Source organism: Tistrella mobilis, from assembly GCF_039634785.1.
Taxonomy (GTDB): Bacteria; Pseudomonadota; Alphaproteobacteria; order Tistrellales; family Tistrellaceae; genus Tistrella; species Tistrella mobilis.
In genome coordinates this window covers 95,176-118,110 of the sequence record NZ_JBBIAB010000009.1, presented here as the reverse complement: position 1 = coordinate 118,110, position 22,935 = coordinate 95,176, and the positions used below count along the sequence as shown (strand labels likewise).

Here is a 22,935-nt window from a genome sequence, read left to right as displayed (position 1 = left end):
CGTCTCCTTGCTTCTTCCCGAGCCGAAGGGACCGACCGGATGGCCGATCTCGAAACGCCCGCAGCAACGCCCGATGCCGGCCGTCGCCTGCGCCTGCCGATGCCCGGCAGGGGCATCGTGGTGGCGATGCCCTATGTCTGGCTGCTCGCCTTCTTTCTGCTGCCCTTCGTCATCATCCTGAAGATCAGCTTCGCCGAGGCGATCATCGGCCAGCCGCCCTACACGCCGCTGCTGGAATGGGTCGACGATCTGGCGCTGACCATCACGGTCAATCTCGGCAACTACGCCTATCTGCTCGACGATCCGCTCTATATCCACGCCTATCTGAACAGTGCGGAACTGGCGGCGGTCTCGACCATCGTCTCGCTGCTGCTCGGCTATCCGCTGGCCTATGCGATCGCCCGCAGCGACCAGAAGATCCGGCCGCTGCTGCTGCTGCTGATCGTGCTGCCGTTCTGGACCTCGTTCCTGATCCGGGTCTATGCCTGGATCGGGCTGCTGCAGAGCAACGGCCTCATCAACAATGCCCTGATGTGGGCGGGCGTGATCAGCGAGCCGCTGCCGCTGATCAACAACAACTTCGCGGTGGTGATCGGCATCGTCTACAGCTACCTGCCCTTCATGGTGCTGCCGCTTTATGCCACGCTCGAAAAGATGGATCTCAGCCTTCTGGAAGCGGCGGCGGATCTGGGATGCCGGCCGGTGAAGGCGTTTTTCGCCATCACCCTGCCGCTTTCCATGCCGGGCGTGATCGCCGGCGCCATGCTGGTCTTCATCCCGGCAATGGGCGAGTTCGTCATCCCCGACCTGCTGGGCGGGCCGGACACGGTGATGATCGGCCGGGTGCTGTGGAACGAATTCTTCCAGAACCGCGACTGGCCGGTGGCATCCGCGGTCGCCATCGCCATGCTGCTGCTGCTGGTGGTGCCGATCATGATCTTCCAGAACGTGCAGGCGCGCGGCGCCGGGCGCGGGTAAGGGGAGCGACAGATCATGGCCACCCGTTTTCCCTGGTTCCGCCTCACCTCGCTGCTGGTCGGCTTCCTGTTTCTCTATGTGCCGATCCTGCTGCTGATCGTCTATTCCTTCAACGAGTCGCGCCTGGTCACCGTCTGGGCCGGGTTCTCGCCCAAATGGTATGGCGAGCTGCTGCGGGACGATGCCATCCTGAACGCGGCCTGGGTCAGCTTCCGGATCGCCGCGATCTCGGCCACGCTGGCCCTGATCCTGGGGACGATGGCCGCCGTGGCGCTGGTGCGCTTCGGCCGGTTCCGGGGCCGGACCCTGTTCTCGGGCATGATCAGCGCGCCGCTGGTGATGCCCGAGGTCATCACCGGCCTGTCGCTGCTGCTGCTGTTCGTGACGCTTGAACAGATGATCGGCTGGCCGGCCGGCCGCGGGGTGATGACCATCATCATCGCCCATGTCACCTTCTCCACCGCCTATGTCGCGGTCATCGTCCAGTCGCGGCTGGCGAGCTTCGACATCAGCCTGGAAGAGGCGGCGCTGGATCTGGGCGCCCATCCGGCCAAGGTGTTCTTCGTGATCACCCTGCCGATCATCGCCCCGGCGCTGGTGGCGGGCTGGCTTTTGTCCTTCACCCTGTCGCTCGACGATCTGGTGATCGCAAGCTTCGTCTCGGGCCCTGCCTCCAGCACCCTGCCGATGGTCATCTTCTCAAGCGTGCGTCTGGGCGTCAGCCCCAAGATCAATGCTCTTGCCACCATTCTGGTGGTGCTGGTGACGATCGCGGTGGTCCTGGCGGCGCGGATGATGCGCAAGTCGGGCAGCCTTGCCCAATCGGCACAGAACTAGGCGGCACAGAACCAGGACGGGCGAAGACGACGATCGAGGGCTGTGGGGCGCGCAGGGCAGCCGCGCGCGGGGGGCCGGCGGAATCTTGCCGCCCCCCTCTGCACAAGTGGGCGTTTGTGCGCTATCTTCCTGTCATCGTCAACCACCAAAAGGTGTCTCGTGCGTCTTGCACATCTGTTTGCCCTGCCCGGCGGGTTCGAAGGCCGCGCGCTGATGGCGCAGCCGCTTCCCCGGTCCGAGTCGGTCGAGAGCCGTCTGCGGGGCAACGCCATGGGATCGCGCAACATGCGGCCGGTGAACCGGCTGCTCGGTCCCGCCACCCTGGGAGCCACTGCCTCGTCCTGGACGCGGCGCCGGCGCACCAGCGAGGTCTGACCGTCGCTTCAGCGACGCTCGGTAGGCAAAAGGGGGCTGCCCGGGAAGGGGCGGCCCCCTTTTCAGTTTCAGGCTTTCAGTTCAGGCCTTCAGTTCTTCAGTTTCAGTGGCGCCGCAGCCTTACGCCTTGAGATCGGGCCACCAGGCGGTCATGTAGGGCGCATCGGCCAGCCCGTCGCCGAAGCGCGGCGCCCGGCGCTCCTTGAAGCTGTCGACGCCCTCGCGCACATCGTCGCTCGCCATCCGGGCCGCGACCGCCCGGCTCTCCAGCGCGTGCGCGATCTCAGGATGATCCGCCCCCATCATCCGCCACAGCAGCTGGCGGTTCAGCGCCACCGAGACCGGGGCGCAGTTCTCCGCGATGTCCAGCGCCAGCGCCCGTGCCCGCGGCAACAGGTTTTCCGCGGCCAGAAGCTCATGGACCAGCCCGCGCGCCAGGGCTTCAGAGGCCGGGAAGGTTCGCCCGGTCAGCATCCAGTCCTGGGCGGTCTGCATGCCCACCAGCCGGGGCAGAAACCAGCTGGAACAGCTCTCGGCACAAATGCCCCGCCGGGTGAAGGGGAAAGCAAACTTCGCCGTTTCCGCCGCCAGCCGGATGTCCATGGCCAGGGTGAACGTGGCTCCGAAGCCCGCCGCGGCCCCGTTGATCGCCGCGATCACCGGCTTGCGCATCCGGAACAGCCGCAGCACGGTCACGCCGCCCACATCCGCAGGCACCCCCTCCCCCGTCGCCGGATCGCCGCCGGCCGGCAGGCGAAAGCCGTCCGAGATGTCGGTGCCGGCGCAGAAGGCCCGGCCGGTACCGGTCACGATCACCGCACGCACGGCATCGTCCCGATCGGCTGCATCCAGCGCGGCCTGCAGCTCCAGATGGGTCTCGTTCCGCGCCGCGTTCATCACCTCCGGACGCGCGAAGCTGATCGTCGCGACCGGGCCGTCCACCGCATAGGCGATGTCCTCGAAGACCATGGGCTTCCTCCTTCGGGCCGGATTCTGTGCGGCCTCGATTCGTCTGTTTGTCGGACAATCCGATTGACAGAAGGATATCCCTCCTCCTAGCTATAGTTCAACGAGGATGTCGCGCCGGTCAGGCGCAACGCCGCTTCCGACACCTTCCGTCCAGATGGTCCCTCGCTCAGGCCCCCCAAGGCCCGCGATGGAACCGCTCCCGCATGAGCGCCGGCATGTCCGGCCGACGTCCGGACCCGTTTCCCCCATGACCATGATCACCCCGCCTTCCGACATCGACGCACAGGCCCTGGCCACCTATCTGGCGGCACGGGTCGACGGCGCCGGCCCCGCCGTCAGCCTCACCCGCCTTGGCGGCGGCCAGTCCAACCCGACCTATTTCCTCGACACCGGCAGCCGGCGTCTGGTGCTGCGCAAGCGGCCGGCAGGCACGTTGCTGCCGTCGGCCCATGCGGTCGATCGGGAATACCGGGTGCAGGCGGCGCTGGCCGATACCGGTGTCGCGGTGCCGCGCATGGTCCATTTCTGCGACGATCCGGCGGTCATCGGCACCCAGTTCTATGTGATGGAGCGGGTGGACGGCCGCGTGCTGCACGACAACGCCCTGCCCGACATCCCGATCGGCGACCGCGCGGCCTATTTCGAGGCCCTCGCCCGCATGCTCGCGGCCATCCACGCGGTCGATGTCGCCGCGGTCGGGCTTGGCGATTACGGCCGCAGCGGCGGTTTCGCCGCCCGCCAGATCGCGCGCTGGACAAAGCAATGGCAGCTCTCGGCCACCGCCGCCGATCCGGCGATGGAGCGGCTGATCGACTGGCTGCCCCGCAACCTGCCCGAGGATGACCACACCACCCTGGTCCATGGCGATTTCCGCCTGGGCAATGTGATGTTCCACCCGACCGAGCCCCGCATCGTGGCGGTGCTCGACTGGGAGCTGTCGACCCTGGGCCACCCGCTCGCCGATCTCGCCCACAGCTGCATCTACACCTGGATGATGCGGCCGGACGAATATGGCCGGGGCCTCGCCGGGCTCGACCGCGCAGCGCTGGGCCTGCCCGAGATGGACGCCTTCTGCCGGGCCTATTTCCAAGCCTCGGGCCAGGCCGGCCCGCTCACCCGCTTCCATCTGGTGCTCGCCCTGTTCCGCAATGCGGTGATCTTCGAAGGCATCGCCGCCCGCGCCCGCCAGGGCAATGCGGCATCCGATGACGCCGCCGAAGTCGGCCGGCTGGCGCCGGCCCTGGCTGCCCGGGGTGTGGCCCTCATCGAAGAGGCCACCGCCTGACAGCCGCATCGCCGCCATCCGGCGACCCGACAGATGAAGATCCGGACGCCTGACGATCCGGACGCCAAGGGAGGACTGCCCATGAACCGCTTCGCCGTGACCGCCCTCGCCGGCTGTCTCTCCGTCGCCGCCACCGGTGCCCAGGCCGGCGCCGATCTGATCATGGCATCGTCGCTGCCCCAGGTGCATTTCTGGGTCGGCAAGCACATGGATCTCTTTGCCGACGCGATCGAAGAGCGCAGCCACGGCGATATCTCCTTCACCCGCTTCTATGCCGGCGAACTCACCTCGGTCGGCCGTGAACTCGACGCACTGCAGGGTGGTGCGATCGACGTGGCCGCCCCCCTGCTCGCCCCCTATCACGAGGGCGCCTTCCCGCTCTCCGACGTCACCCAGCTGCCGACGGTCGGCACCAGCTCCGTCACCCAGACCAAGGCCTTTCTGGCGCTGATGGACAGCAAGACCGAACTGGTCGACGGCAAGACCTTCTACGACTACGAAATCGCCGCCAAGGGCATCCATGCCTGGCCGGTCGGGACCACGGCGGCCTATGCGATCAGCTTCGCCAACAAGACGCCCAAATCGGCCGCCGACCTGAAGGGCATGCCGCTCCGCGCCGGCTCCGCCCTGCACACCATCTTCCTGAGCGAGCTTGGCGCCACGCCCGTCACCATGCCCTCTTCGGCATCCTATGAAGCGCTGTCGCGCGGCACGGTCGAAGGCACGATCCTGTCGATCGGCGACTGGCGGTCCTATTCGCTGCAGGATGTGCTGACCTATACCGTCACCGGCGTCGCCGTCGGCCATTGGGGCAGCTATCTCGCCATCTCGGACACCGGCTGGACCAGGCTTTCCGCCGACGAGCAGAAGCTCTGGGCCGAGACTGCACGCGAGATCGCGCTGCGCAATGCCGAGCTGATCGAGGCGCAGGACACCGAAGTGCGCGAGGCGGCCGCCGCCAAGGGCTCGACCTTCGCCGATCTCTCGACCATCGCCCCCGATCTCAAGGCCGCGATCGAAACCGCATCGACCGCCACCTGGCGGCGCTGGGTGGAGCAGACCGAGGCCGCCGGCCATCCGGGCCTCGCCACCGCCCGCCTCTGGGCGAAGCTGGTTCAGGACCAGGGCGGCAAGCTGCCTGAAGGTGTGGCGGCCTATCTCGAAAAGGGGGCCTGATCCGCTGGCCGGCCGGGCCCGTTAGCGGGTCCGGCCCTCCCCCTCCCCTCTCCCGCCGGCGACACCGGCGGGCCTGAAGGTCTCGTGCAAGGCCCGGATCCCATGTCCCACGACATCATCCTGCTGATCGTCGCCGGCTGGTTCGTCTTTTTCCTGCTGCTCGGCCAGCATGTCGCCACGGTCCTGCTGGGGACCGGCATCGTCGGCATCCTGCTCTGGACCGGCCCGCGGGTGCTGAACGGCGTGCTCGGCCAGGACGTGTTCTACACGGCGTCGAACTATTCGCTGTCGATCATCCCGCTCTACCTGCTGATGGCACAGCTGCTGCTCCGCGGCGGGCTGGTGCTCGACCTGTTCCGCGTCGGCCATCGCATGGCCGGCTACCGGCGCTTTCCGCTCGGCGTCGCCACGCTGGTGATCGGCGGGCTGCTGGGCGCGGTCTCGGGTTCGGGGGCCGCCTCCGCCGCCTCGCTCGCGACCCTCTCGGCCCCGGAACTGGAACGTGTCGGCTACAGCCGCCGTTTCGCGATCGGCCTTGCGGCGGTGGCGGGTTCGCTCTCGGCGGTCATTCCGCCCAGCCTGATCGTGATCATCTACGGCGCCATCACCTCGGTGCCGATCGGCGCTCTGTTCATCGGTCTGCTCGGCCCCGGGCTGCTGTGCATGCTGGTCTATATCGGCTGCCTCGCGCTGTTCGAGGAACTGCGCCCGGAAGGTGCCGCCCCCGGCGCCCGCCCCGATCAGCCGTCCGAGCTGGAGCGGGGCGCGCTCGGGGCCTCGCTGTTCATGATGGCCCTGATGCTGGTGGTGTTCGGCGGGATCTATACCGGCATCATCACCGTGGGTGAGGCCGGTGCCGTCGGCGCCTTCACCGCCCTGGTCGGCCTCACCCTCATGCGCAGGATCGGCTGGCGCGATCTGGCGGCGGCATTGGCCGACAGCGTCAAGATCTCGGCCATGCTGATGCTGATCGTGATCGGGGCCCAGATCTTTGCCCGCTTCCTCGCCTTCTCGCGCCTGCCCCGCGATCTGCTGGCGCTCGCCGAGCCGCTGGTCGGCTCGCCCGGCCTGCTGGTTGCGGTGCTGATGGCGGTGCTGTTCGTCGCCGGCATGATCCTGGAGAGCGCCGCGGTGATCCTGCTGATCGTGCCGATCGTGCTGCCGATGCTGGAGGCCGCCGGTATCGACCTGCTCTGGTTCGGCGTGCTGGCCAGCTTCATGATCGCCCTCGGCCTGCTGACGCCCCCGGTCGGCCTTTCGGCCTATGCCGCCGCGGCGGCCCAACGTCATCCGGTGGCCGAAGTCTTCCGCCCGGCCGGCAAATTCGCGCTCGCCTCGGCCGTGATCGTCATCGGCGCCACGATCCTCTTCCCCGGGATCGTCACCTGGCTGCCCGGCAACCTCAGGTGAGACCCATGACCAGACTTCACGGACTGCTCGGCCGCTTCGAATGGGGGCTGGCCTCGATCGGCGCCGGTCTCTGTCTGTTCGCGGTGATGATCCTGACCGTGCTCAGCGTTTTCGGCCGCTACGCGCTGCACACCGACCTCGTGCCCGGCGCCTACAACATCATCGAACGGATGCTGTTTCCGCTGATGGTGTTCTGGGCCCTGCCGCTTGCCCATCGTGACGGGATCTTTCCCCGGCTGGAGGTGATCGCGACCGCCCTGCCCCGGCGGGCCGGATCGGCGGTCGCCATCCTGATGCTGGTGGTGGAGCTTGCGATCTTCCTGTTCCTGTTCTGGTACCTCGCCCGGTATGCGGCCACCGGCCTCAGGACCGGGCGGACCATGCAGTTGGGATCGGATTTCTTTCCGGTCTGGCCGTTCATCATGATGGTGCCGCTGGCGCTCGGGTTGATGGCGATCGAGATGGTCTGGCAGATCGCCCTGCATGTCCGCCATTTCGCAACCGGCACGCCGCTGCCTGCGGCAGAGGCCGACCCCACCGCCGGCGGGCAATAGCCCCGCCGGACGGTTTATGGGTAAATTGCGGAACCGGAACGGCTTTCCCCCGCCCGGCGGTTCGGTTACACCGATGCGGCGCGTTTTCACCCCGGATGCTGGACGGTCGTCATGCTCGAGATCGCGAAACTGAAGATCCCGCCGGCCTATCAGGTCGTCTCGAAGGAGCTCCAGCGCCTCATCGTCGACGGCCGGCTGAAGCCGGGCGAGCAATTGCCCAGCGAAACCGAACTCGCCACCCGTTTCGGTGTCAACCGCTCCACCATCCGCGAGGGGATCCGGCAGCTGGAAAGCGAAGGGCTGCTCCGGCGGGAGGGCCGCAAGCGGCTGGTGATCGCCATCCCCGGGCAGGAGGACATCTCGCCCCGGATGGAACGCGCGCTGCTGATGCATGACGTGAAGTTCAAGGAACTCTGGGAGGTCGCCCGGGTTCTGGAACCGCTCGCCGCCTCGCTCGCCGCCGCCCGGATCACCGATGCACAGATCGACGCGCTGGAGGTGAACCTGGATGCCACCGCCCATCTGGTGGCGGCGGGGGAGCCGACCGACGGTGTCGATACCGAGTTCCATACCATGCTGGCCGAATTCTCGGGCAACCGCGCGCTGATGCTGTCGCGCGAGCCGATCGGCCAGCTGCTGTTCCGGCCCTATGTCGAACTCGGCAAACAGGTGAAGCAGGCCCCCCGCCGCAATCTCGAGGCCCACCGGGCGATCGTGGCCGCCCTGAAACTCAGGGATGCCGACGAGGCCTCGACCTGGATGGCCCGTCATATCGAGGATCTGCGCCGCGGCTGGCTGCTCTCGGGCCGCGCGATCGAGGATCGCATCGAAGAACGTTGAGAGGCGGAACATCGACAGACCGGCCGACATGTCGACGAGGGCTTGCCCTTTGACATGTCGCCCGCGAACATCACCTGAAAGGGGAACGGCACCGCCGGACGAACCGCGTCCCGGCATGGATGCCGTCACCACAGGGGATCGATCCGCGGATGGCCGTCTATCTGGTGACCTATGAACTCCGCGCCGAAGGGCAGAGCTACGACCGCCTGCACAAGGCGCTCGCCTCGGTGGCCCATGCCCATGCGCTGGAAGATGCCTGGCTGATCGACCTCGAGGCCTCGGCCGAAATGGTCCGCGGCTGGCTTGCCCAGTATATGGACGACGAACTCGACCGGCTGATGGTGGTCGAGGTGAAGGGGGATCTGGCCGCCCTCAATCTGGGACGCGGGGCAGAGGCCTGGCTGCAGAAGCGGGTGTGACCGCCGCCGCGGCATCGCCGCCATCGCGCATCACCCGGGCAAAGACCTCGGTCAGCCAGTCGACGAAGACCCGCACCCGCAGCGGCATGTGGCGGTTCTGCGGGTACAGCACCCAGACCGGCATCGGCGGCGGCGGCAGATCCGGCAGGACGATCCGCAACCGGCCCTCGGTCAGGTCGCGCTCGAACCGGTAGCGCGGCAGCTGGACCAGACCAAGACCCGCCAGCGCCGCAGCATTGTAGAGTTCGGCCCCGGTCAGGGTCAGCCCGGTGGGCAGGTCGACCGTCCGAAGCACGCCATCCACCATGAACTCCAGCGGATAGGCGGTGCCCGTCGCCGAGGCGAGGTAGCCGACCATGCGATGCCCCGCCAGATCCTCGAGCTTTCGCGGCTCGCCGAAGCGGGCCAGATAATCCGGGCTCGCGACGGTCACCACCTCCAGGCTGGCCACGCGCCGGCCGGTCAGTGAACTGTCGGCCAGATCCCAGGCGCGCAGCACGCAGTCGACCCCCTCCTGGATAAGATCCACCATCCGCTCCCCTTCGCCCAGGCGCAGGCTGATATCGGGATAGCGGGCCAGGAATTCCGGAAGCGCGGGCATGACGAAGAAGCGCGCGAGCGTGCCCTGGACATCGACCCTGAGCGGCCCCGCCGGCCGGGCATGGCGAAAGGCGCCTTCCACCTCGTCCAGATCCGCAAGCAGCCGGGTGCACTGCTCGAAATAGGCGACACCGTCCAATGTCGGCGCCACTTGTCGTGTGGTCCGCTCCAGAAGCCGCGTGCCCAGCCGCGCCTCCAGCTGCTGAATGGCATGGGTCACGGTCGGCCGCGGAATCTGCAGGTCGCGCGCCGCCTGCGCAAAGCTCCCCCGCTCCACGATCCGGGTGAACAGCCTCATCACGTCGATGCGGTCCATGTGGGGTTTCCTACAGCTCGCGCACGATATTGTTCGGACTGGCGGAATAGTTCTGTCGAAATCCCGGGTCCAGACGTCTCGCCTGAAACAATTAGGCTATAGGGAGCCGGGTCGCGCAAGGCCGGCATCTTCCCCTTTCCGGAGACGACGTCATGACCCACACGGATCATCAGGGCCGTCAGCCGGCGCCCCGCCTCATCCTGCCGGCTGTCGGGCCGGTCTATGCCACGGGCACACCGTTCGCCGGGGCGGCGCTCAGGATCGCCTTCGGCCTTACCATGGTCACCCATGGGCTGCCCAAACTGCTCGGCTCCTCGCACGGATCCATGGCCGACCCCATGGCCGGATCTACGGGGCTGATCCGCAACGTGCTGGGCCTGCCATTCGCCGAAGAGCTGGCCATGCTGGTCACTTTGCTCGAGACCTTTGGCGGCCTCGCCCTTGCCGCAGGCCTCGCCACACGGCTCATCGCCGTCATGTTCACGATCGAGATGATCGCAATCTCCATAGCGCTCGGCCCGACCTGGCCCTGGATCGATCGCGGCATCGAATACCCGGTGATGTTGGGCTTCACCGCCCTTCTCTTTGCCTTCACGGGCGGTGGCCGCCTTTCCCTCGACCGCCGTCTCGGCCTGGAAATCTGAAGGAGGCGACGATCATGACCATGTCCGACGGCGTCTCTCGCCGCACCGTTCTCAAGACCGGTGCGGCCGCCACCGCAGCCGGCAGCATCGGTGTTCACATCTCCGCCGCCCGGACCGCTACGCCACCGGCGATGGATGGAGCCAGCCCTGTGGTGCTCCGGATCAATGGCGAACGATACCAGCTCGATCTGGATCCGCGGACCAGCCTGCTCGATGCCCTGCGCGAACATCTGGACCTGACCGGCACCAAGAAGGGCTGCGATCACGGCCAGTGCGGCGCCTGCACCGTGCTGATCGACGGCCGGCGGGTGCTGGCCTGCCTGACCCTGGCGGTTCAGGCCGATGGCCGCCCCGTCACTACCATCGAAGGGCTCCGCGGCCCCGATGGCAGGTTGCATCCGATGCAGCAGGCCTTCATCGACCACGACGCGCTGCAATGCGGCTACTGCACCCCGGGGCAGATCCTGTCGGCGGTCGCCTGCCTGAGCGAAGGCCATGCCGGGTCGGTGGACGAGATCCGCGAATATATGAGCGGCAATCTCTGCCGCTGCGCCGCCTATGACGGCATCACCGCCGCGATCGCCGCGGTGGCCGGCCTGCCGGCCCCTGGACCGGAGGCGTGACCGGATGCAGCCCTTCAGCCATATCCGCGCCCGCTCCGTTCAGCAGGCGGTCGACGAACTCGCCCGCGGCCGGCCGGGAGATGTCCGCCTGCTCGCCGGCGGCACCAATCTGGTCGATCTCATGCGGCTGGGTGTCGAGACCCCCACCCGGCTGGTCGACATCACCGGCATTCCCGGACTGTCGACGATTTCGGTGTCGGAGACGGGTCTCACCCTCGGCGCGCTGGTCCGCATGTCGGATGCGGCCGACCATCCGGACATCCGGCGCGACTGGCCGGCGGTCTCGGAGGCTCTCTGGAAAGGCGCCTCGGCCCAGCTGCGCAACATGGCGACTCTCGGCGGCAATCTGATGCAGCGAACCCGCTGCCCATGGTTCCGGGACGTGGCGGCGGCCTGCGACAGGCGCATGCCCGGCAGCGGTTGTGCCGCGACCGGCGGGCCCGACCGGCATGCGGCCCTTCTGGGCGGCGGCACGCAGTGCGTGGCGGTCCATCCCGGCGATTTCGCCGTGGCGCTCACCGCATTCGATGCCCGGGTCGAGGTGATCGGCCCCGCCGGCAATCGCCATGTGCCGGTGGCGGAGCTGCTGAGGCTGCCCGGTGACAGCCCCGCACGGGAAACCTCGCTCGACCCGGCGGAGATGATCCTCGGCATCACCATCCCAGCGGCCCGGGCGGCACGGCACTCCGCCTATGTGAAGCTGCGGGATCGGGCCTCCTACGCGTTCGCACTCGCCTCGGCCGCCGCAGCGGTCGTCGTGGAAGGCGGGATCGTCACCGAGGCGCGCATCGCGCTCGGTGGGGTCGCGACCATCCCCTGGCGGGCGCCTGACGCAGAAGCGTCTCTCATCGGCCGGCCGCTCACCTCCGAAACGGCAGCGGCGGCCGGACGCATCGCACTGCAGAACGCCCGGCCGGGCCGCCAGAACCGCTTCCGGATCGACCTCGCCGCCGCAGCGGTCGCCGAGGCACTGATCACCGCAGGGACGAGGAGCTGACCCAATGTCCGTGTCAGAACCCCGCATCGGCGCCGACGCGCCCCGCATCGATGCCGTCGAGAAGGTCACCGGCCTGCAACGCTATGCGGCCGACCGGCGCCCCGACGGCCTGCTGCATGCCGTGACCGTGCCGGCGACCATCGCCCGCGGCCGGATCCTCGCCATCGATACCACCGCCGCCGCGGCAGTGCCGGGGGTGGTGCTGGTGCTGACCCACGACACCATGCCGGCCCTCGGCAGCGTGCAGTTCATCATGGCGGGCGGCCATGCCGCGCAGTCGATCCTGCCCATGACCTCGGCCGAGGTGCACCATCACGGCCAGACGATCGCCCTGGTGGTGGCACACAGGCTGGAAACGGCCCGGGGCGCCGCGCGGCTGGTAAGCGTGCGATATGAAGCAGAGCCGCCGGTCACCACCCTGGACGACCCCCGGGCTGAAACCCTGCTTCAGGAACAGGCCATCCCGCTGCCGATGATGCGCGACCGTCGCAATGGCGATGCCGAAGCCGCACTTGCCGGCTCGACCACGGTGATCGACGTCGCCTATGCCACGCCGGCACAGCACCAGAACCCGATCGAGCTTCTGGCGACCGTGGCGGTCTGGCAGGGCGACCGTCTCACGATCCACGAGCCCAGCCAGAACAGTGGCGCGGTTCGGGCCGGCCTCGCCCGGGTCTTCGGCATCGATCCTGCCGCCATCCGGGTGATCTCGCCATCGGTGGGCGGCGGCTTCGGCCAGAAGAATGCCCTGGGCGCCCACACCGTGCTCGCGGCCGTCGCGGCACGTGCCACGGGCCGGCCGGTGAAGCTGGTGATGCCGCGCGCCCAGGTCGCCCGCATTGCCGCCTTCCGCCCCGCCGCCCGCCATCGCATCCGGCTGGGTGCCGGAGCCGACGGCCGGATGACGGCCGCCATCCACGAGATCACCCAGCAGACATCGCGCCACGACCTGATGCCCGGGCTCGGCACCGAGGTCAGCCTCAGGCTGCATGCGATCCCGGCAGTTCAGGGCATCGAACGGCTGACGCGGCTGGACACCCAGACCCCCGGCTTCATGCGCGCGCCTTACGAGTTCGGGGCCGCTTTCGCCTTCGAGAGTGCGGTCGATGAACTCGCCTGGGAACTGGGTGCCGATCCGGTCGCCTTCCGCCTCGCCCATGATACCGACCGCGATCCCGTCAGCGGCAAACCGTTCTCGTCACGGCATCTGGCTGCCTGCCTGGAGCGTGGGGCCCGGGCCTTCGGCTGGTACGACCGCGACCCGCGACCCGGTCGGATGCGGGATGCCCATGGCCGCATGACCGGCATGGGCGTCGCCGTGGGCGCCTACAAGGCCGCCCGGGCGCCCGCCATCACCCGGCTGACCCTCCGCGCCGACGGATCGGTCGAGATCGCCGTCGGCGGCCACGAAATGGGCCAGGGGTTGCGCACGGTCGTCGCCCTGACCCTGTCCGACCGGCTGGGTATCGATCCCGCCGCCATCCGCGTGATCGCAGGCGACACGGCAAGTGTGCCACAGCACCTCACCGCCGGGTCCTGGGGGACGGCCACTGTGGTGCCGTCGGTCGCGGCGGCGGCGGAGAAGATGCGGAGCCTGATCGCGGAACGGGCGGACCAGGGCGGTCTCGCCGCCGGCCTCTCACGCCTCCTTGCCGGCAATGGCGGCCGGCCGCTGGAGGTGACGGTCGAAAGCCTGGCCCCCGGCCAGGGCCCGCCAGCCCTGGACCGGCTGCGCCAGGGTCTGCCGGCTGCGGCCGGGCCCGACTATCCCGAGGCGGTGGCGATGTCCTTCATCGCCCATTTCGTGGAGGTAGCCGTCGATCCACGCACCCGGATCCTGCGGGTGGTCCGCGCCCATTCCGTGATCGACTGCGGGCGGGTGATCTCGGCGAGAACCGCCCGAAGCCAGGCGCTGGGCGGCATGATCTGGGGGATCGGCGGTGCCCTGTTCGAGGCAAGCGAGGTCGATCCCCGCGATGGCAGCTTCCTGAATGCCGACCTCGCCGAATATGTGGTCGCAAGCCATGCCGATATCGGCCGGCTTTCGGCAGAGTTCATCGACCTGCCGGACCCGATGCCAGGCGGGCCGGGCCTGAATGGGGGGGGCATGAAGGAGTTGGGCATTAAGGGGCTGGGCGAGGTCGCCTCGGTGGGCATGCCGGCGGCCATCGCCAACGCGGTCTTCCACGCTACCGGCCGTCGCATCCGCGACCTGCCGATCAGGGTCGATGCCCTGATCTGAAACGGCCCCCGACAAAAAAGGATCCCGGCGACCTGCGTCGCCGGGAGCTGCGGGGTCAGAGCACCTCGGCCGCCACGTCGTTCAGCACCGCCTCGAAGCGGTCGGCGATCATGTCGACCTCGTCGGCCTTGATGATCAGCGGCGGGCAGAAGGCGATGGCGTCGAGCATGTTGCGCACGATCACGCCGCGCGCCTGCAGGGCGGCCGCAACCTTGCCGCCGAGCGCGCCGGGGGCCTCCAGCGCCGTCTTGGCTTCCTTGTTGGTGACGAGTTCGACCGCCGCGATCAGGCCGACACCGCGGACCTCGCCGACCAGCGGATGACCTTCGAGGGCATGGAAGCGGCCGCGCAGGCGCTCACCCATCTCGCGGGCATTCGCGACCAGATCGCGCTCTTCGATGATCTTCAGGTTCTCGAGCGCCACGGCCGAGGCGACCGGATGGCCGCCGGCCGTGAAGCCGTGGCCGAGCACGCCGATGCGGTGGCTCTCGTCGGCGATCGGCCCGTAGACCTTCTCGTTGATCATGAAGGCCGAGATCGGCAGGTAGGACGAGGACAGCTGCTTCGACATGGTCATGATGTCGGGGCGCATGTCGTAGGTCTGGCTGCCGAACATGTTGCCCGTCCGGCCGAAGCCGCAGATCACCTCGTCGGCGATCAGCAGGATGTCGTATTTCGCCAGAACCGCCTGGATCTTCTCCCAATAGGTCGCGGGCGGCACGACCACGCCGCCGGCACCCATCACCGGCTCGCCGATGAAGGCCATGATGGTCTCCGGCCCCTCGGCCAGGATCATCGCCTCCAGCTCTTCGGCGCGGCGGGTGGCGAAATCCTCTTCGCTCTCGCCCGGGTTCGCGTCCTTCCAGTGATGCGGCGAGCCGGTATGCAGCACGTTCGCGATCGGCAGATCGAAGGAGCGGTGATTGTTGGGCAGACCGGTCAGGCTGGCCGAGGCGATGGTGACGCCGTGATAGCCGCGCACCCGGCTGATGATCTTCTTGCGCTGCGGCTGGCCCATGGAATTCGAGCGGTACCAGAGCAGCTTCAGGATGGTGTCGTTCGCCTCGGAGCCCGAATTGGTGAAGAACACCTTGCTCATCGGCACGGGGGCGAGCGAGATCAGCTTTTCGGCCAGATCGATCACCGGGCCGTTGGACTTGTAGCTGAAGGTGTGGGCGAAGGGGAGCTTCGCCATCTGGCGCGCGGCGGCATCGGCCAGCCGCTTCTCGCTGAAGCCCAGCGCCACGCTCCACAGCCCCGCCATCGCTTCGATGTAGCGGTTGCCGTGGATGTCCTCGACGAAGACCCCGTCACCCTTCTCCAGGACCACCGAGCCGGTCTCTTCATGCCGGCGGGCATCGGTATAGGAATGGAGGTGGTAGGCGATGTCGCGGGCTTCCGGCGAGTTCGGACTGTAGGCCATGATCCGGCTCCTGGGGTGGGATCGGGGGGGAACTGTCGATGAAACGATACGCCGGTCAGCCCAGCGCCGCATCACAGGCGTTGAGGAAGACGACGGCATTGTTCGAAAGCGAGGGGCCCAGATACCCGCCTTCCTGCACCAGCACGGTGGGCAGGCCCATCCGGGTGATCTTGGTTGCCGTCGCGGCAAAGCCCTCGGCCGTGCAGCGGACCACCGAAAGCGGGTCGTCATGGGCCATGTCGAAGCCGAGGGAGACCACCAGCGCCTCGGCCCCGTAATCCCGGATCGCGTCCAGCGCCCGATCGACCGCCGCCCCGATCTCGGCATCGCCCGATCCCGGCGCCAGGGTCAGGTTCAGATTGGCACCCGCCCCCTCGCCGCGGCCGGTCTCGTCGGGATAACCGACGTAATAGGGCACGTAATCGGTGGGATCGACATGGATCGAGGTGAAGAACACGTCGCCGCGCTCATAAAAGATGTCCTGGGTGCCGTTGCCGGCATGGGTGTCGACATCGATGATCGCCACCTTGCCGAACCGGCGCCGGAGATGATGGGCGGCCGCGGCGGCATTGTTGAAGAAGCAGAAGCCGTTGCTGGCATCCCACGAGGCATGATGGCCGGGCGGACGCGACAGGCCATAAACCATGCGCTCACCCGCCATCACCCGCTCGGCGGCATCCAGCGCCGACTGGGCCGACCAGTAGATCGCCTCCCAGGTGCCCTCGGTCACGGGGCAGGCCGTGTCGGTGGAATAGTAGCCGAGCTGGCCGATCACGCCCTCGGGCCGGCGGGCATCGCGCCGGGTGGTGTGATAATTGGGCACGGCGGGGTTGGTGCTCCCGGTCGCCTCTACCCACCGCGCCCAGGCGGTGCGGAAGAAATCGACATAGCCCTGATCATGAACGGCATAGAGCGAGTCCAGGCCGTGATCCGCAGGCGTCACGATCTCGTGGCCGGCACCGGCCAGCGCGTCGCGGAGCAGGATCGCGCGCAGCGGCTGCTCGGGATGGGGGATGAAGGCACCACGGCGGAAATACTGCTCCGGCGCATGGGCGGTCTGGCGGGGGTCGAAGACGACTTTCATGAGGCACACGTCCCAAAAGAGAAGTGCAGGAGCCGGAGCGGTCAGTATCCGGCGCCGCGGTCGACCGAGGTCTCGACCGGCAGTCCCCGGTCGAGACGCTCCGCCGCCGCGGCGATGTGACGGGCAAGCGCACCGGCATCCGGTTCACTCGCTTCGTGCGGCGTGATCAGGATGCGCGGATCGCGCCAGAAGGGGTGGTCGGCCGGCAGCGGCTCGACCTGGAAGACATCGAGCGAGGCCGCCGACAGCTGCCCGGCATCCAGCGCCGCCAGCAGATCGGCCTCGATCAGCTGTTCGCCGCGACCAAGCTGGATCAGCACGGCGCCGGCCGGCAGCTTCGCGAAGAGGTCCGCCGCCAGCAGGCCGCGGGTGTCCTCGGTCAGCGGCAGCAGGTTGATCACCATATCCGCCTGGGGCAGCAGGCGATCGAGCGCATCGGGACCGGCAAGCACGGTCACGCCATCGGGTACCAGAGCGGGATCCGGCGCCCGCCGGGCCACCGCCCGCACGTCATAGCCGAGGCCCGAGAGCACGCCGGCCGCCACCCGGCCCATATGGCCGAAGCCCAGGATCAGGATCCGCACCTCGCGTGCCGACTGCTTGCGCAGCTTGCGCTGCCAGACGCCGTCCCGCTGCTGGGCCAGATAATCCCCCATGCCGCGGTGATGCCAGAGCACATGCCAGGCCGCGAACCCGGCCATCATCCGCGCCTGATCGTCATCCCGCACCCTCAGCACCGGCAGCCCCTGGGGCAGGCTGGGGCAAGCCAGAATGTTGTCGACCCCGGCTGCGATCGACGAGACGAAGGCAAGCTTCGGGAAGGGGAGGAAGGCATCGGCCGCCGGCTTCCAGGCCAGGGCGAAATCGACCGAGGCCGGGTCCTCTGCCGCGGTCACGGCGTCGACCAGTTCGATATGCGGGGCATGGGCCCGGAAATCGGCGCCGAAGATGGCGCCGAGATCCAGGGTGGCACTCAACCAGACGCAACGGCGCGCCCGCGGCATGGTGGTCATGCGCCGGCACCTGCGGCGAAGCGCTTGAGCGGCGTGCCGGGGCCACGGCCCGGAATGGCCGCCAGCAGGTCGCGGGTGTAGTCGCTCTTCGGCGCGCCGAACACCTCGGCCACCGGACCGAGTTCAACGATGCGGCCGCGTTGCATCACGGCGATGCGGTCGCAGATCTGCGCCGCGACGCGCAGGTCATGGGTCACGAACAGCATGGATAGCCTGAGACGGGTCTTGAGTTCGGCCAAGAGGTCGAGCACCTGGGCCTGGATGGAGACGTCGAGGGCCGAGACCGCCTCGTCGGCGATGATCAGCTCAGGATCGAGCGCGAGCGCCCGGGCGATGCCGATACGCTGGCGCTGGCCGCCCGAGAATTCATGCGGGAAACGGTCGGCGGCAGAGGCATCCAGCCCCACCACTTCCAGCAGCTCCCGCGCGCGTTTGCGCGCCTCGGCGGCAGGCACACCGGCCGCGATCGGGCCTTCGGCGATGATCTGTCCCACCCGGGTGCGGGGATTGAGCGAGCCGTAGGGGTCCTGGAACACCATCTGCACCCGCCGGCGTTCGCGACGGAGCGCCGCCCCGTTCAGGGTTGCGAGATCGACCCCGCCGATCTCGGCCGAGCCGGTCTCGGGGTCGATCAGCCGCACGATGCAGCGCCCGAGGGTCGACTTGCCCGATCCGCTTTCGCCGACGATGCCCAGCGTCTCGCCACGGGCAAGATCGAAGGAGATGTCGTCCACCGCCTTGACCACCCGTGCCTTGCGGGTAAGCCCGCCCTTGCCGTGATAGGTCTTGGTCAGCCCCCGCACCTTGAGCAGGACCTCGCCCTCGACCGGCTTGCGATCGGGCACGCCCATGCCCGGGATCGCATCGATCAGCCCGCGGGTATATTCATGTTCCGGCGCGCCCAGAACCTTTGCGGCCGTGCCGATCTCCACCACCTGGCCATAGCGCATCACGCAGACCCGGTCGGCGATCTCGGCCACCACGCCGAAGTCGTGGGTGATGAACATCACCCCCATGCCGTGGCGGCGCTGCAGGTCGCGGATCAGTTCCAGGATCTGGGCCTGGGTGGTGACGTCGAGCGCGGTGGTCGGCTCGTCGGCAATCAGCAGCCGGGGCTCCAGCGCCAGCGCCATGGCGATCATCACCCGCTGGCGCTGACCGCCCGACAGCTGAAAGGGATAGGCGTCGATCGCGCGTGCGGGATCCGGGATGCCGACCTCGGTCAGCAGCTCCAGGGCCCGGGCACGCCGCTCCCTGGGCTTCAGCCGGTTATGGCCCTCGAAAACCTCGGCGATCTGCTCGCCCACCCGCATCAGCGGGTTCAGCGCGGTCATCGGCTCCTGGAAGATCATCGCCACGCGGGCGGCACGCAGTTCGCGGAAACCGGCCTCGTCTAGGGCAAGCAGATCGCGGCCGTCGAACAGGATCTGTCCGCCCGCCGGCTTCACCCCCGGCGGCAGCAGCCCCATCACCGCATTGGCGGCCATCGACTTGCCGGAGCCGCTTTCACCCACCACGCACAGGATCTCGCCGGCTTTCAGGTCGTAGCTGACCCCGTCGACGGCGAAGGGCCGGTCGGCCCCCTTGGGCAGGGCCAGCTTCAGATCGCGGATCGAAAGGAGGACACCCTCGGTCATCTGGGCCTCGGTCATCTGGGCCTCCCTCACCCGTCCTGCCGCGCAAGGCGCGGGTTGAGCGCATCGTTCAGGCCTTCGCCGACCAGGTTGAGCGCCAGCACCGTCAGCAGAATGGCGACGCCGGGGAAGAAGCTCAGCCACCAGGCCTGGCGGATCACGGTCCGGGCGGCGCCGATCATGTAGCCCCAGCTCATCACATTGGGATCACCCAGCCCCAGAAAGGAGAGCGAGCTTTCGAGCAGGATCGCGGTCGCCACCATCAGCGAGGCCAGCACGATGATCGGCGACAGCGTGTTGGGCAGGATCTGCTTCAGGATGATCGTGGTGTTCGACTGGCCGGCGAGCATCGCCGCCTCGACATATTCGCGGGTGCGCAGCGACAGCACCTCGCCGCGCACCAGCCGTGCCACGGGCGGCCAGCTGACCACCGCAATCGCGATCACGATCGAGGTGATGCTGGGCTGGAAGATCGCGACCAGCACGATGGCGAGCGCGAAGCTCGGCACCGTCTGGAAGAACTCGGTGAAGCGCATCAGCGCGTCGTCGACGATGCCGCCGTAATAGCCGGCCACGGCCCCGAGCGGCACGCCGATGGCCAGCGCCACCACGGTGGAGACCAGGCCGATCAGCAGCGAGACCCGCGCCCCATGGGCCAGGCCGGCTGCGACATTGCGGCCCAGCGTGTCGGTTCCGAAGGGCAGGCCCGCCACGTCGAGTGGCGGCAGGAAGGGCCGCTGCACCATCTTCCAGGGCGAGACCGGGTAGATCAGCGGCGCGATGATCGCAAGCACAATCACCGCCAGCAGGATGATCATGCCGACGACCGCACCGCGGTTCTGCGCGAAGCGCACGAGGAACTTCTTCATGCCCCCACCTCGATCCTGGGATCGGCGACCCGGTAGATCAGGTCGGTCACCAGGTTGAACAGGATCACCATCGCCGCCGAGACGAAGAAGATGCCGAGCAGCAGGTTGTAGTCACGCTGCAGCAGGGCCTCGAACATCAGCCGGCCGATGCCCGGCCAGGCGAAAACGGTCTCGGTGAGGATGGCACCGCCGACCATCTGCCCGGCCTGGAGGCCGGCCAGGGTGACGATCGGCAGAATGGCGTTGCGCAGCACGTGGCGGCGCTGGATGACGGCGGGCTTCAGCCCCTTGGCACGTGCGGTTTTCACGAAATCCAGCCGCGAGACCTCCAGCATCGACGCACGGGTCATGCGGGTGTAGACCGCCATGAAGAACAGGCCCAGGGTGAAGGCCGGCAGGATCAGGTGTTCGGCGACATCGAGCACATGGCCGAAGCCGGTGGCATCGCCGCCGACCGTTTCCATGCCGAAGCCCGGCAGCCAGCCGAGTTCCACCGAAAAGAGCAGCACGGCCATCAGCGCCACCCAGTAAAGCGGTGTCGCATAAAAGATCAGGGCGGCCGTCGTGATGGCCGTGTCCGACCACTTGCCGCGGCGCATGGCCGCAACTGCTCCGGCCGCGACGCCCATGATCAGCGAGATCACGAAGGCGGTGCCGGTCAGCAGCAATGTCGCCGGCAGGCGGTCCATGATCAGATCCAGGACCGGCATCTGCTGACGATAGGAATAGCCGAAGTCGAGCGTGACCACGCCCGAGAGGTAGATCCACAGCTGCACATGCAGCGGCTGATCGAGGCCGAAGCGCTCGCGCAGCTGCTGGATGAAGATCTCGTCGGCGGCACCGGCCTCGCCGGCCATGACCGCCGCCGGATCACCCGGCGCCGCGTGGATCAGAAAGAAGTTCAGCACCAGAACCGCAAGCAGCACCAGGGCGGCCTTGACCAGCCGGCCGAACAGGAAGCGTGCAAGCGCCATCGACAGGTCTCCTCGACGGGGCGCCCGGAAGGGAATGGCAGGAACGCGACGGATGCGACGGCCGGCCCGGCGGGGCCGCTCCCGGACAGAGCGGTCCCGACCGGCCGTCACATCCCGCCGGTCACTCGATCCAGGCGTCCTTGAAGCCGTCGTTCACGCCGATGCCCGTGGTGATCAGGTTCTTCACGTTGCAGCGGGTGATGGTCGGGAAGCCGAGTTCCAGCAGCCAGGCCACCGGCACGTCTTCGACCAGCTTCTTCTGGACGACCTTGTAGACCGCCTCGCGCTTCTTGTCGGAGAAGGCGCTGGCCCCCTCGTGGAACAGCTTGTCGATCTCGGGCGAGACATAGCCCTCGACATTGTTCCAGGGCGAGCCCTTGGCGATGTTGGTCGAGACATAGGTCCGCGACACGCCGAGCGCCGGGTCGCCATACTGGTAGAGATAGGTGAAGGCGAGGTCGTAATCCCAGTCGGCGACCTTCTGGTTCCAGCCGGCGACGTCGGTCGCGACCAGTTCGACCTTGATGCCCACCTCTTCCAGATTCTGCTTCACCGCTTCCGCCCAGCGCTGCCAGGTCTCGCCATAGGGCAGCGGCAGCAGGCGGACGGGCGTGCCGTCATAGCCCATCTCCTTCAGCAGCGCCTTGGCCTTCTCGGGGTCGTGCGGATAGGGCGTGACGTCGTCGGAGTAGAAGCGGATCTTGGACGAGAACGGACCCGTGGCCACGTCACCCAGACCGTTCCAGAGCACGTCCTTGGCGAATTCGCGATCCATCGCGTACATGATCGCCTTGCGGAAGCGCACGTCCTTGGTGGGGCCTTCGCGATTGTTCAGCCACAGCCAGGACAGGGGCGAGAAGAACTCCCAGCCCTCGTCGGTGACGCAGACATTGTCCATCGCGGTCAGCCGCGGCACGTCGAAATTCTCGACCGAGCCGCCCGGCAGGATGTCGACCGTGCCGTTTTCGAAGGCGACGGCGCGCGAGGCCGCGTCGGGGATCACATGCCAGTAGATCTCGTCGAGATGGGGCTTGCCCTTCTCGTAATAGTTCTCGTTCTTGACCAGCAGGATATGCGAACCCTTGACCCATTCCTTGAACTTGAAGGGGCCGGTGCCGATCGGCGTGTTGTTCGCAGGGTTGGTCTTGTAGTCGGTGCCTTCATAGATGTGCTTCGGCACCATCGGCATGGTGCCGACCTCGAAGATGCCGAGGAAGGGGCCGAAGGGCTCCTTCAGCTTGAAGACGACGGTGTGGTCGTCCGGCGCCGAGATGTTGTCGACATAGGCGAGCGAGGCGCGCAGGCGCGCATGGGTCTCGCGCAGGAACTTGTCGACCGAGAAGACGACATCGGCCGAGGTGAACGGCTTGCCGTCATGCCAGGTGACACCCTGGCGAAGCTTGAAGGTGTAGATCGTGCCGTCGCCGGACACGGTCCAGCTCTCGGCGAGCTGCGGCATCGGCTTCAGCGATTTGTCGTAGCGCAGCAGGCCTTCATAGATGTTGCCGGCCACCATCTGCGTCGGGCCGTTCTGGATCATGCCCAGCATCAGTCCCGGCGGTTCGGGCTGGATCACCACATTGGCCCGTCCTCCCTCGACGGGTGCTGCGGTGGCCGCGAAGATCCACGACAGCGCTGCCACGCCGCCGAGCAGAATTCCCCTGATCATTCCT

The 22,935-nt window shown here is 67.8% G+C and carries 22 protein-coding genes; 13 read left to right on the top strand and 9 right to left on the bottom strand.

The features are described from left to right. Positions 1-39: 39 nt before the first annotated feature. The 3 genes from WI697_RS14965 (at position 40) to WI697_RS14955 (ending at position 2,190) form a co-directional block, all read left to right on the top strand. The gene (locus tag WI697_RS14965) at positions 40-978 is read left to right on the top strand and encodes an ABC transporter permease subunit (RefSeq protein ID WP_082828227.1); all 939 of its coding nucleotides are present in this window, start codon (positions 40-42) and stop codon (positions 976-978) included. Between the two features lie 15 nt (positions 979-993). Continuing rightward, entirely contained in the window at positions 994-1,815 is an 822-nt protein-coding gene (locus tag WI697_RS14960; RefSeq protein ID WP_062761686.1) for an ABC transporter permease subunit, read from the top strand. Between the two features lie 159 nt (positions 1,816-1,974). Then, positions 1,975-2,190, top strand: coding sequence for a hypothetical protein (locus WI697_RS14955; protein WP_041604779.1), 216 nt, complete (start codon positions 1,975-1,977; stop codon positions 2,188-2,190). 120 nt (positions 2,191-2,310) lie between these two features. Here WI697_RS14955 and WI697_RS14950 read toward each other — a convergent pair whose 3' ends face one another. Further along, a complete protein-coding gene (locus WI697_RS14950) occupies positions 2,311-3,159 on the bottom strand; it encodes an enoyl-CoA hydratase-related protein (RefSeq protein WP_345959010.1) in 849 nt (282 codons plus the stop codon). 247 nt (positions 3,160-3,406) lie between these two features. Between WI697_RS14950 and WI697_RS14945 the strand changes: the two genes are divergently transcribed. The 6 genes from WI697_RS14945 to WI697_RS14920 all read left to right on the top strand — a co-directional run bounded on the left by WI697_RS14945 (position 3,407) and on the right by WI697_RS14920 (position 8,843). Continuing rightward, entirely contained in the window at positions 3,407-4,444 is a 1,038-nt protein-coding gene (locus WI697_RS14945) for a phosphotransferase family protein (protein WP_345959009.1), read from the top strand. A gap of 81 nt (positions 4,445-4,525) precedes the next feature. Next, positions 4,526-5,620 (top strand): TRAP transporter substrate-binding protein, encoded by a 1,095-nt coding sequence (locus WI697_RS14940; protein ID WP_345959008.1) that lies wholly within the window; start codon positions 4,526-4,528, stop codon positions 5,618-5,620. 102 nt (positions 5,621-5,722) lie between these two features. Further along, entirely contained in the window at positions 5,723-7,030 is a 1,308-nt protein-coding gene (locus WI697_RS14935) for a TRAP transporter large permease (protein ID WP_345959007.1), read from the top strand. 5 nt (positions 7,031-7,035) lie between these two features. Beyond that, on the top strand, positions 7,036-7,584 hold the full coding sequence (locus WI697_RS14930; protein ID WP_345959006.1) for a TRAP transporter small permease: 549 nt from the start codon (positions 7,036-7,038) through the stop codon (positions 7,582-7,584). A gap of 111 nt (positions 7,585-7,695) precedes the next feature. Then, complete coding sequence (locus WI697_RS14925; RefSeq protein ID WP_014743800.1) at positions 7,696-8,424, top strand: FadR/GntR family transcriptional regulator; 729 nt, start codon at positions 7,696-7,698, stop codon at positions 8,422-8,424. A gap of 149 nt (positions 8,425-8,573) precedes the next feature. Then, positions 8,574-8,843, top strand: a complete 270-nt coding sequence (locus WI697_RS14920) for a hypothetical protein (RefSeq protein WP_014743799.1) — start codon at positions 8,574-8,576, stop codon at positions 8,841-8,843. On the opposite strand, the gene WI697_RS14915 is transcribed toward WI697_RS14920, so the two are convergent. Further along, positions 8,797-9,759, bottom strand: coding sequence for a LysR family transcriptional regulator (locus WI697_RS14915; RefSeq protein ID WP_345959005.1), 963 nt, complete (start codon positions 9,757-9,759; stop codon positions 8,797-8,799). The two genes, WI697_RS14920 and WI697_RS14915, sit on opposite strands and share 47 nt — an antisense overlap. 152 nt (positions 9,760-9,911) lie before the next feature. On the opposite strand from WI697_RS14915, the gene WI697_RS14910 reads away from it, so the two are divergent. The 4 genes from WI697_RS14910 to WI697_RS14895 are packed head-to-tail and all read left to right on the top strand — an operon-like array spanning position 9,912 to position 14,265. Beyond that, positions 9,912-10,403, top strand: a complete 492-nt coding sequence (locus WI697_RS14910) for a DoxX family protein (RefSeq protein WP_345959004.1) — start codon at positions 9,912-9,914, stop codon at positions 10,401-10,403. A 14-nt stretch (positions 10,404-10,417) separates the two neighbouring features. Next, entirely contained in the window at positions 10,418-11,026 is a 609-nt protein-coding gene (locus WI697_RS14905) for a (2Fe-2S)-binding protein (RefSeq protein ID WP_385998839.1), read from the top strand. A gap of 4 nt (positions 11,027-11,030) precedes the next feature. Then, positions 11,031-12,023: an FAD binding domain-containing protein gene (locus WI697_RS14900; RefSeq protein WP_345959003.1), complete on the top strand. Its 993-nt coding sequence runs from the start codon at positions 11,031-11,033 to the stop codon at positions 12,021-12,023. Between the two features lie 4 nt (positions 12,024-12,027). Next, positions 12,028-14,265 (top strand): xanthine dehydrogenase family protein molybdopterin-binding subunit, encoded by a 2,238-nt coding sequence (locus WI697_RS14895; RefSeq protein WP_345959001.1) that lies wholly within the window; start codon positions 12,028-12,030, stop codon positions 14,263-14,265. A 55-nt stretch (positions 14,266-14,320) separates the two neighbouring features. Here WI697_RS14895 and WI697_RS14890 read toward each other — a convergent pair whose 3' ends face one another. The 7 genes from WI697_RS14890 to WI697_RS14860 all read right to left on the bottom strand — a co-directional run bounded on the left by WI697_RS14890 (position 14,321) and on the right by WI697_RS14860 (position 22,931). After that, positions 14,321-15,688, bottom strand: a complete 1,368-nt coding sequence (locus WI697_RS14890) for an aspartate aminotransferase family protein (RefSeq protein ID WP_062761694.1) — start codon at positions 15,686-15,688, stop codon at positions 14,321-14,323. 55 nt (positions 15,689-15,743) lie between these two features. Continuing rightward, positions 15,744-16,772 (bottom strand): histone deacetylase family protein, encoded by a 1,029-nt coding sequence (locus tag WI697_RS14885; protein ID WP_062761695.1) that lies wholly within the window; start codon positions 16,770-16,772, stop codon positions 15,744-15,746. A gap of 41 nt (positions 16,773-16,813) precedes the next feature. Continuing rightward, positions 16,814-17,785, bottom strand: coding sequence for a 2-hydroxyacid dehydrogenase (locus WI697_RS14880; RefSeq protein WP_345959000.1), 972 nt, complete (start codon positions 17,783-17,785; stop codon positions 16,814-16,816). Next, positions 17,782-19,437: an ABC transporter ATP-binding protein gene (locus WI697_RS14875; protein WP_082828229.1), complete on the bottom strand. Its 1,656-nt coding sequence runs from the start codon at positions 19,435-19,437 to the stop codon at positions 17,782-17,784. The genes WI697_RS14880 and WI697_RS14875 overlap by 4 nt, the downstream gene beginning before the upstream one ends. An 11-nt stretch (positions 19,438-19,448) precedes the next feature. Beyond that, positions 19,449-20,288 (bottom strand): ABC transporter permease, encoded by an 840-nt coding sequence (locus WI697_RS14870; RefSeq protein ID WP_014743791.1) that lies wholly within the window; start codon positions 20,286-20,288, stop codon positions 19,449-19,451. Then, positions 20,285-21,262: an ABC transporter permease gene (locus WI697_RS14865; RefSeq protein WP_014743790.1), complete on the bottom strand. Its 978-nt coding sequence runs from the start codon at positions 21,260-21,262 to the stop codon at positions 20,285-20,287. The genes WI697_RS14870 and WI697_RS14865 overlap by 4 nt, the downstream gene beginning before the upstream one ends. 121 nt (positions 21,263-21,383) lie before the next feature. After that, a complete protein-coding gene (locus tag WI697_RS14860; protein ID WP_062761696.1) occupies positions 21,384-22,931 on the bottom strand; it encodes an ABC transporter substrate-binding protein in 1,548 nt (515 codons plus the stop codon). Positions 22,932-22,935: the final 4 nt, after the last annotated feature.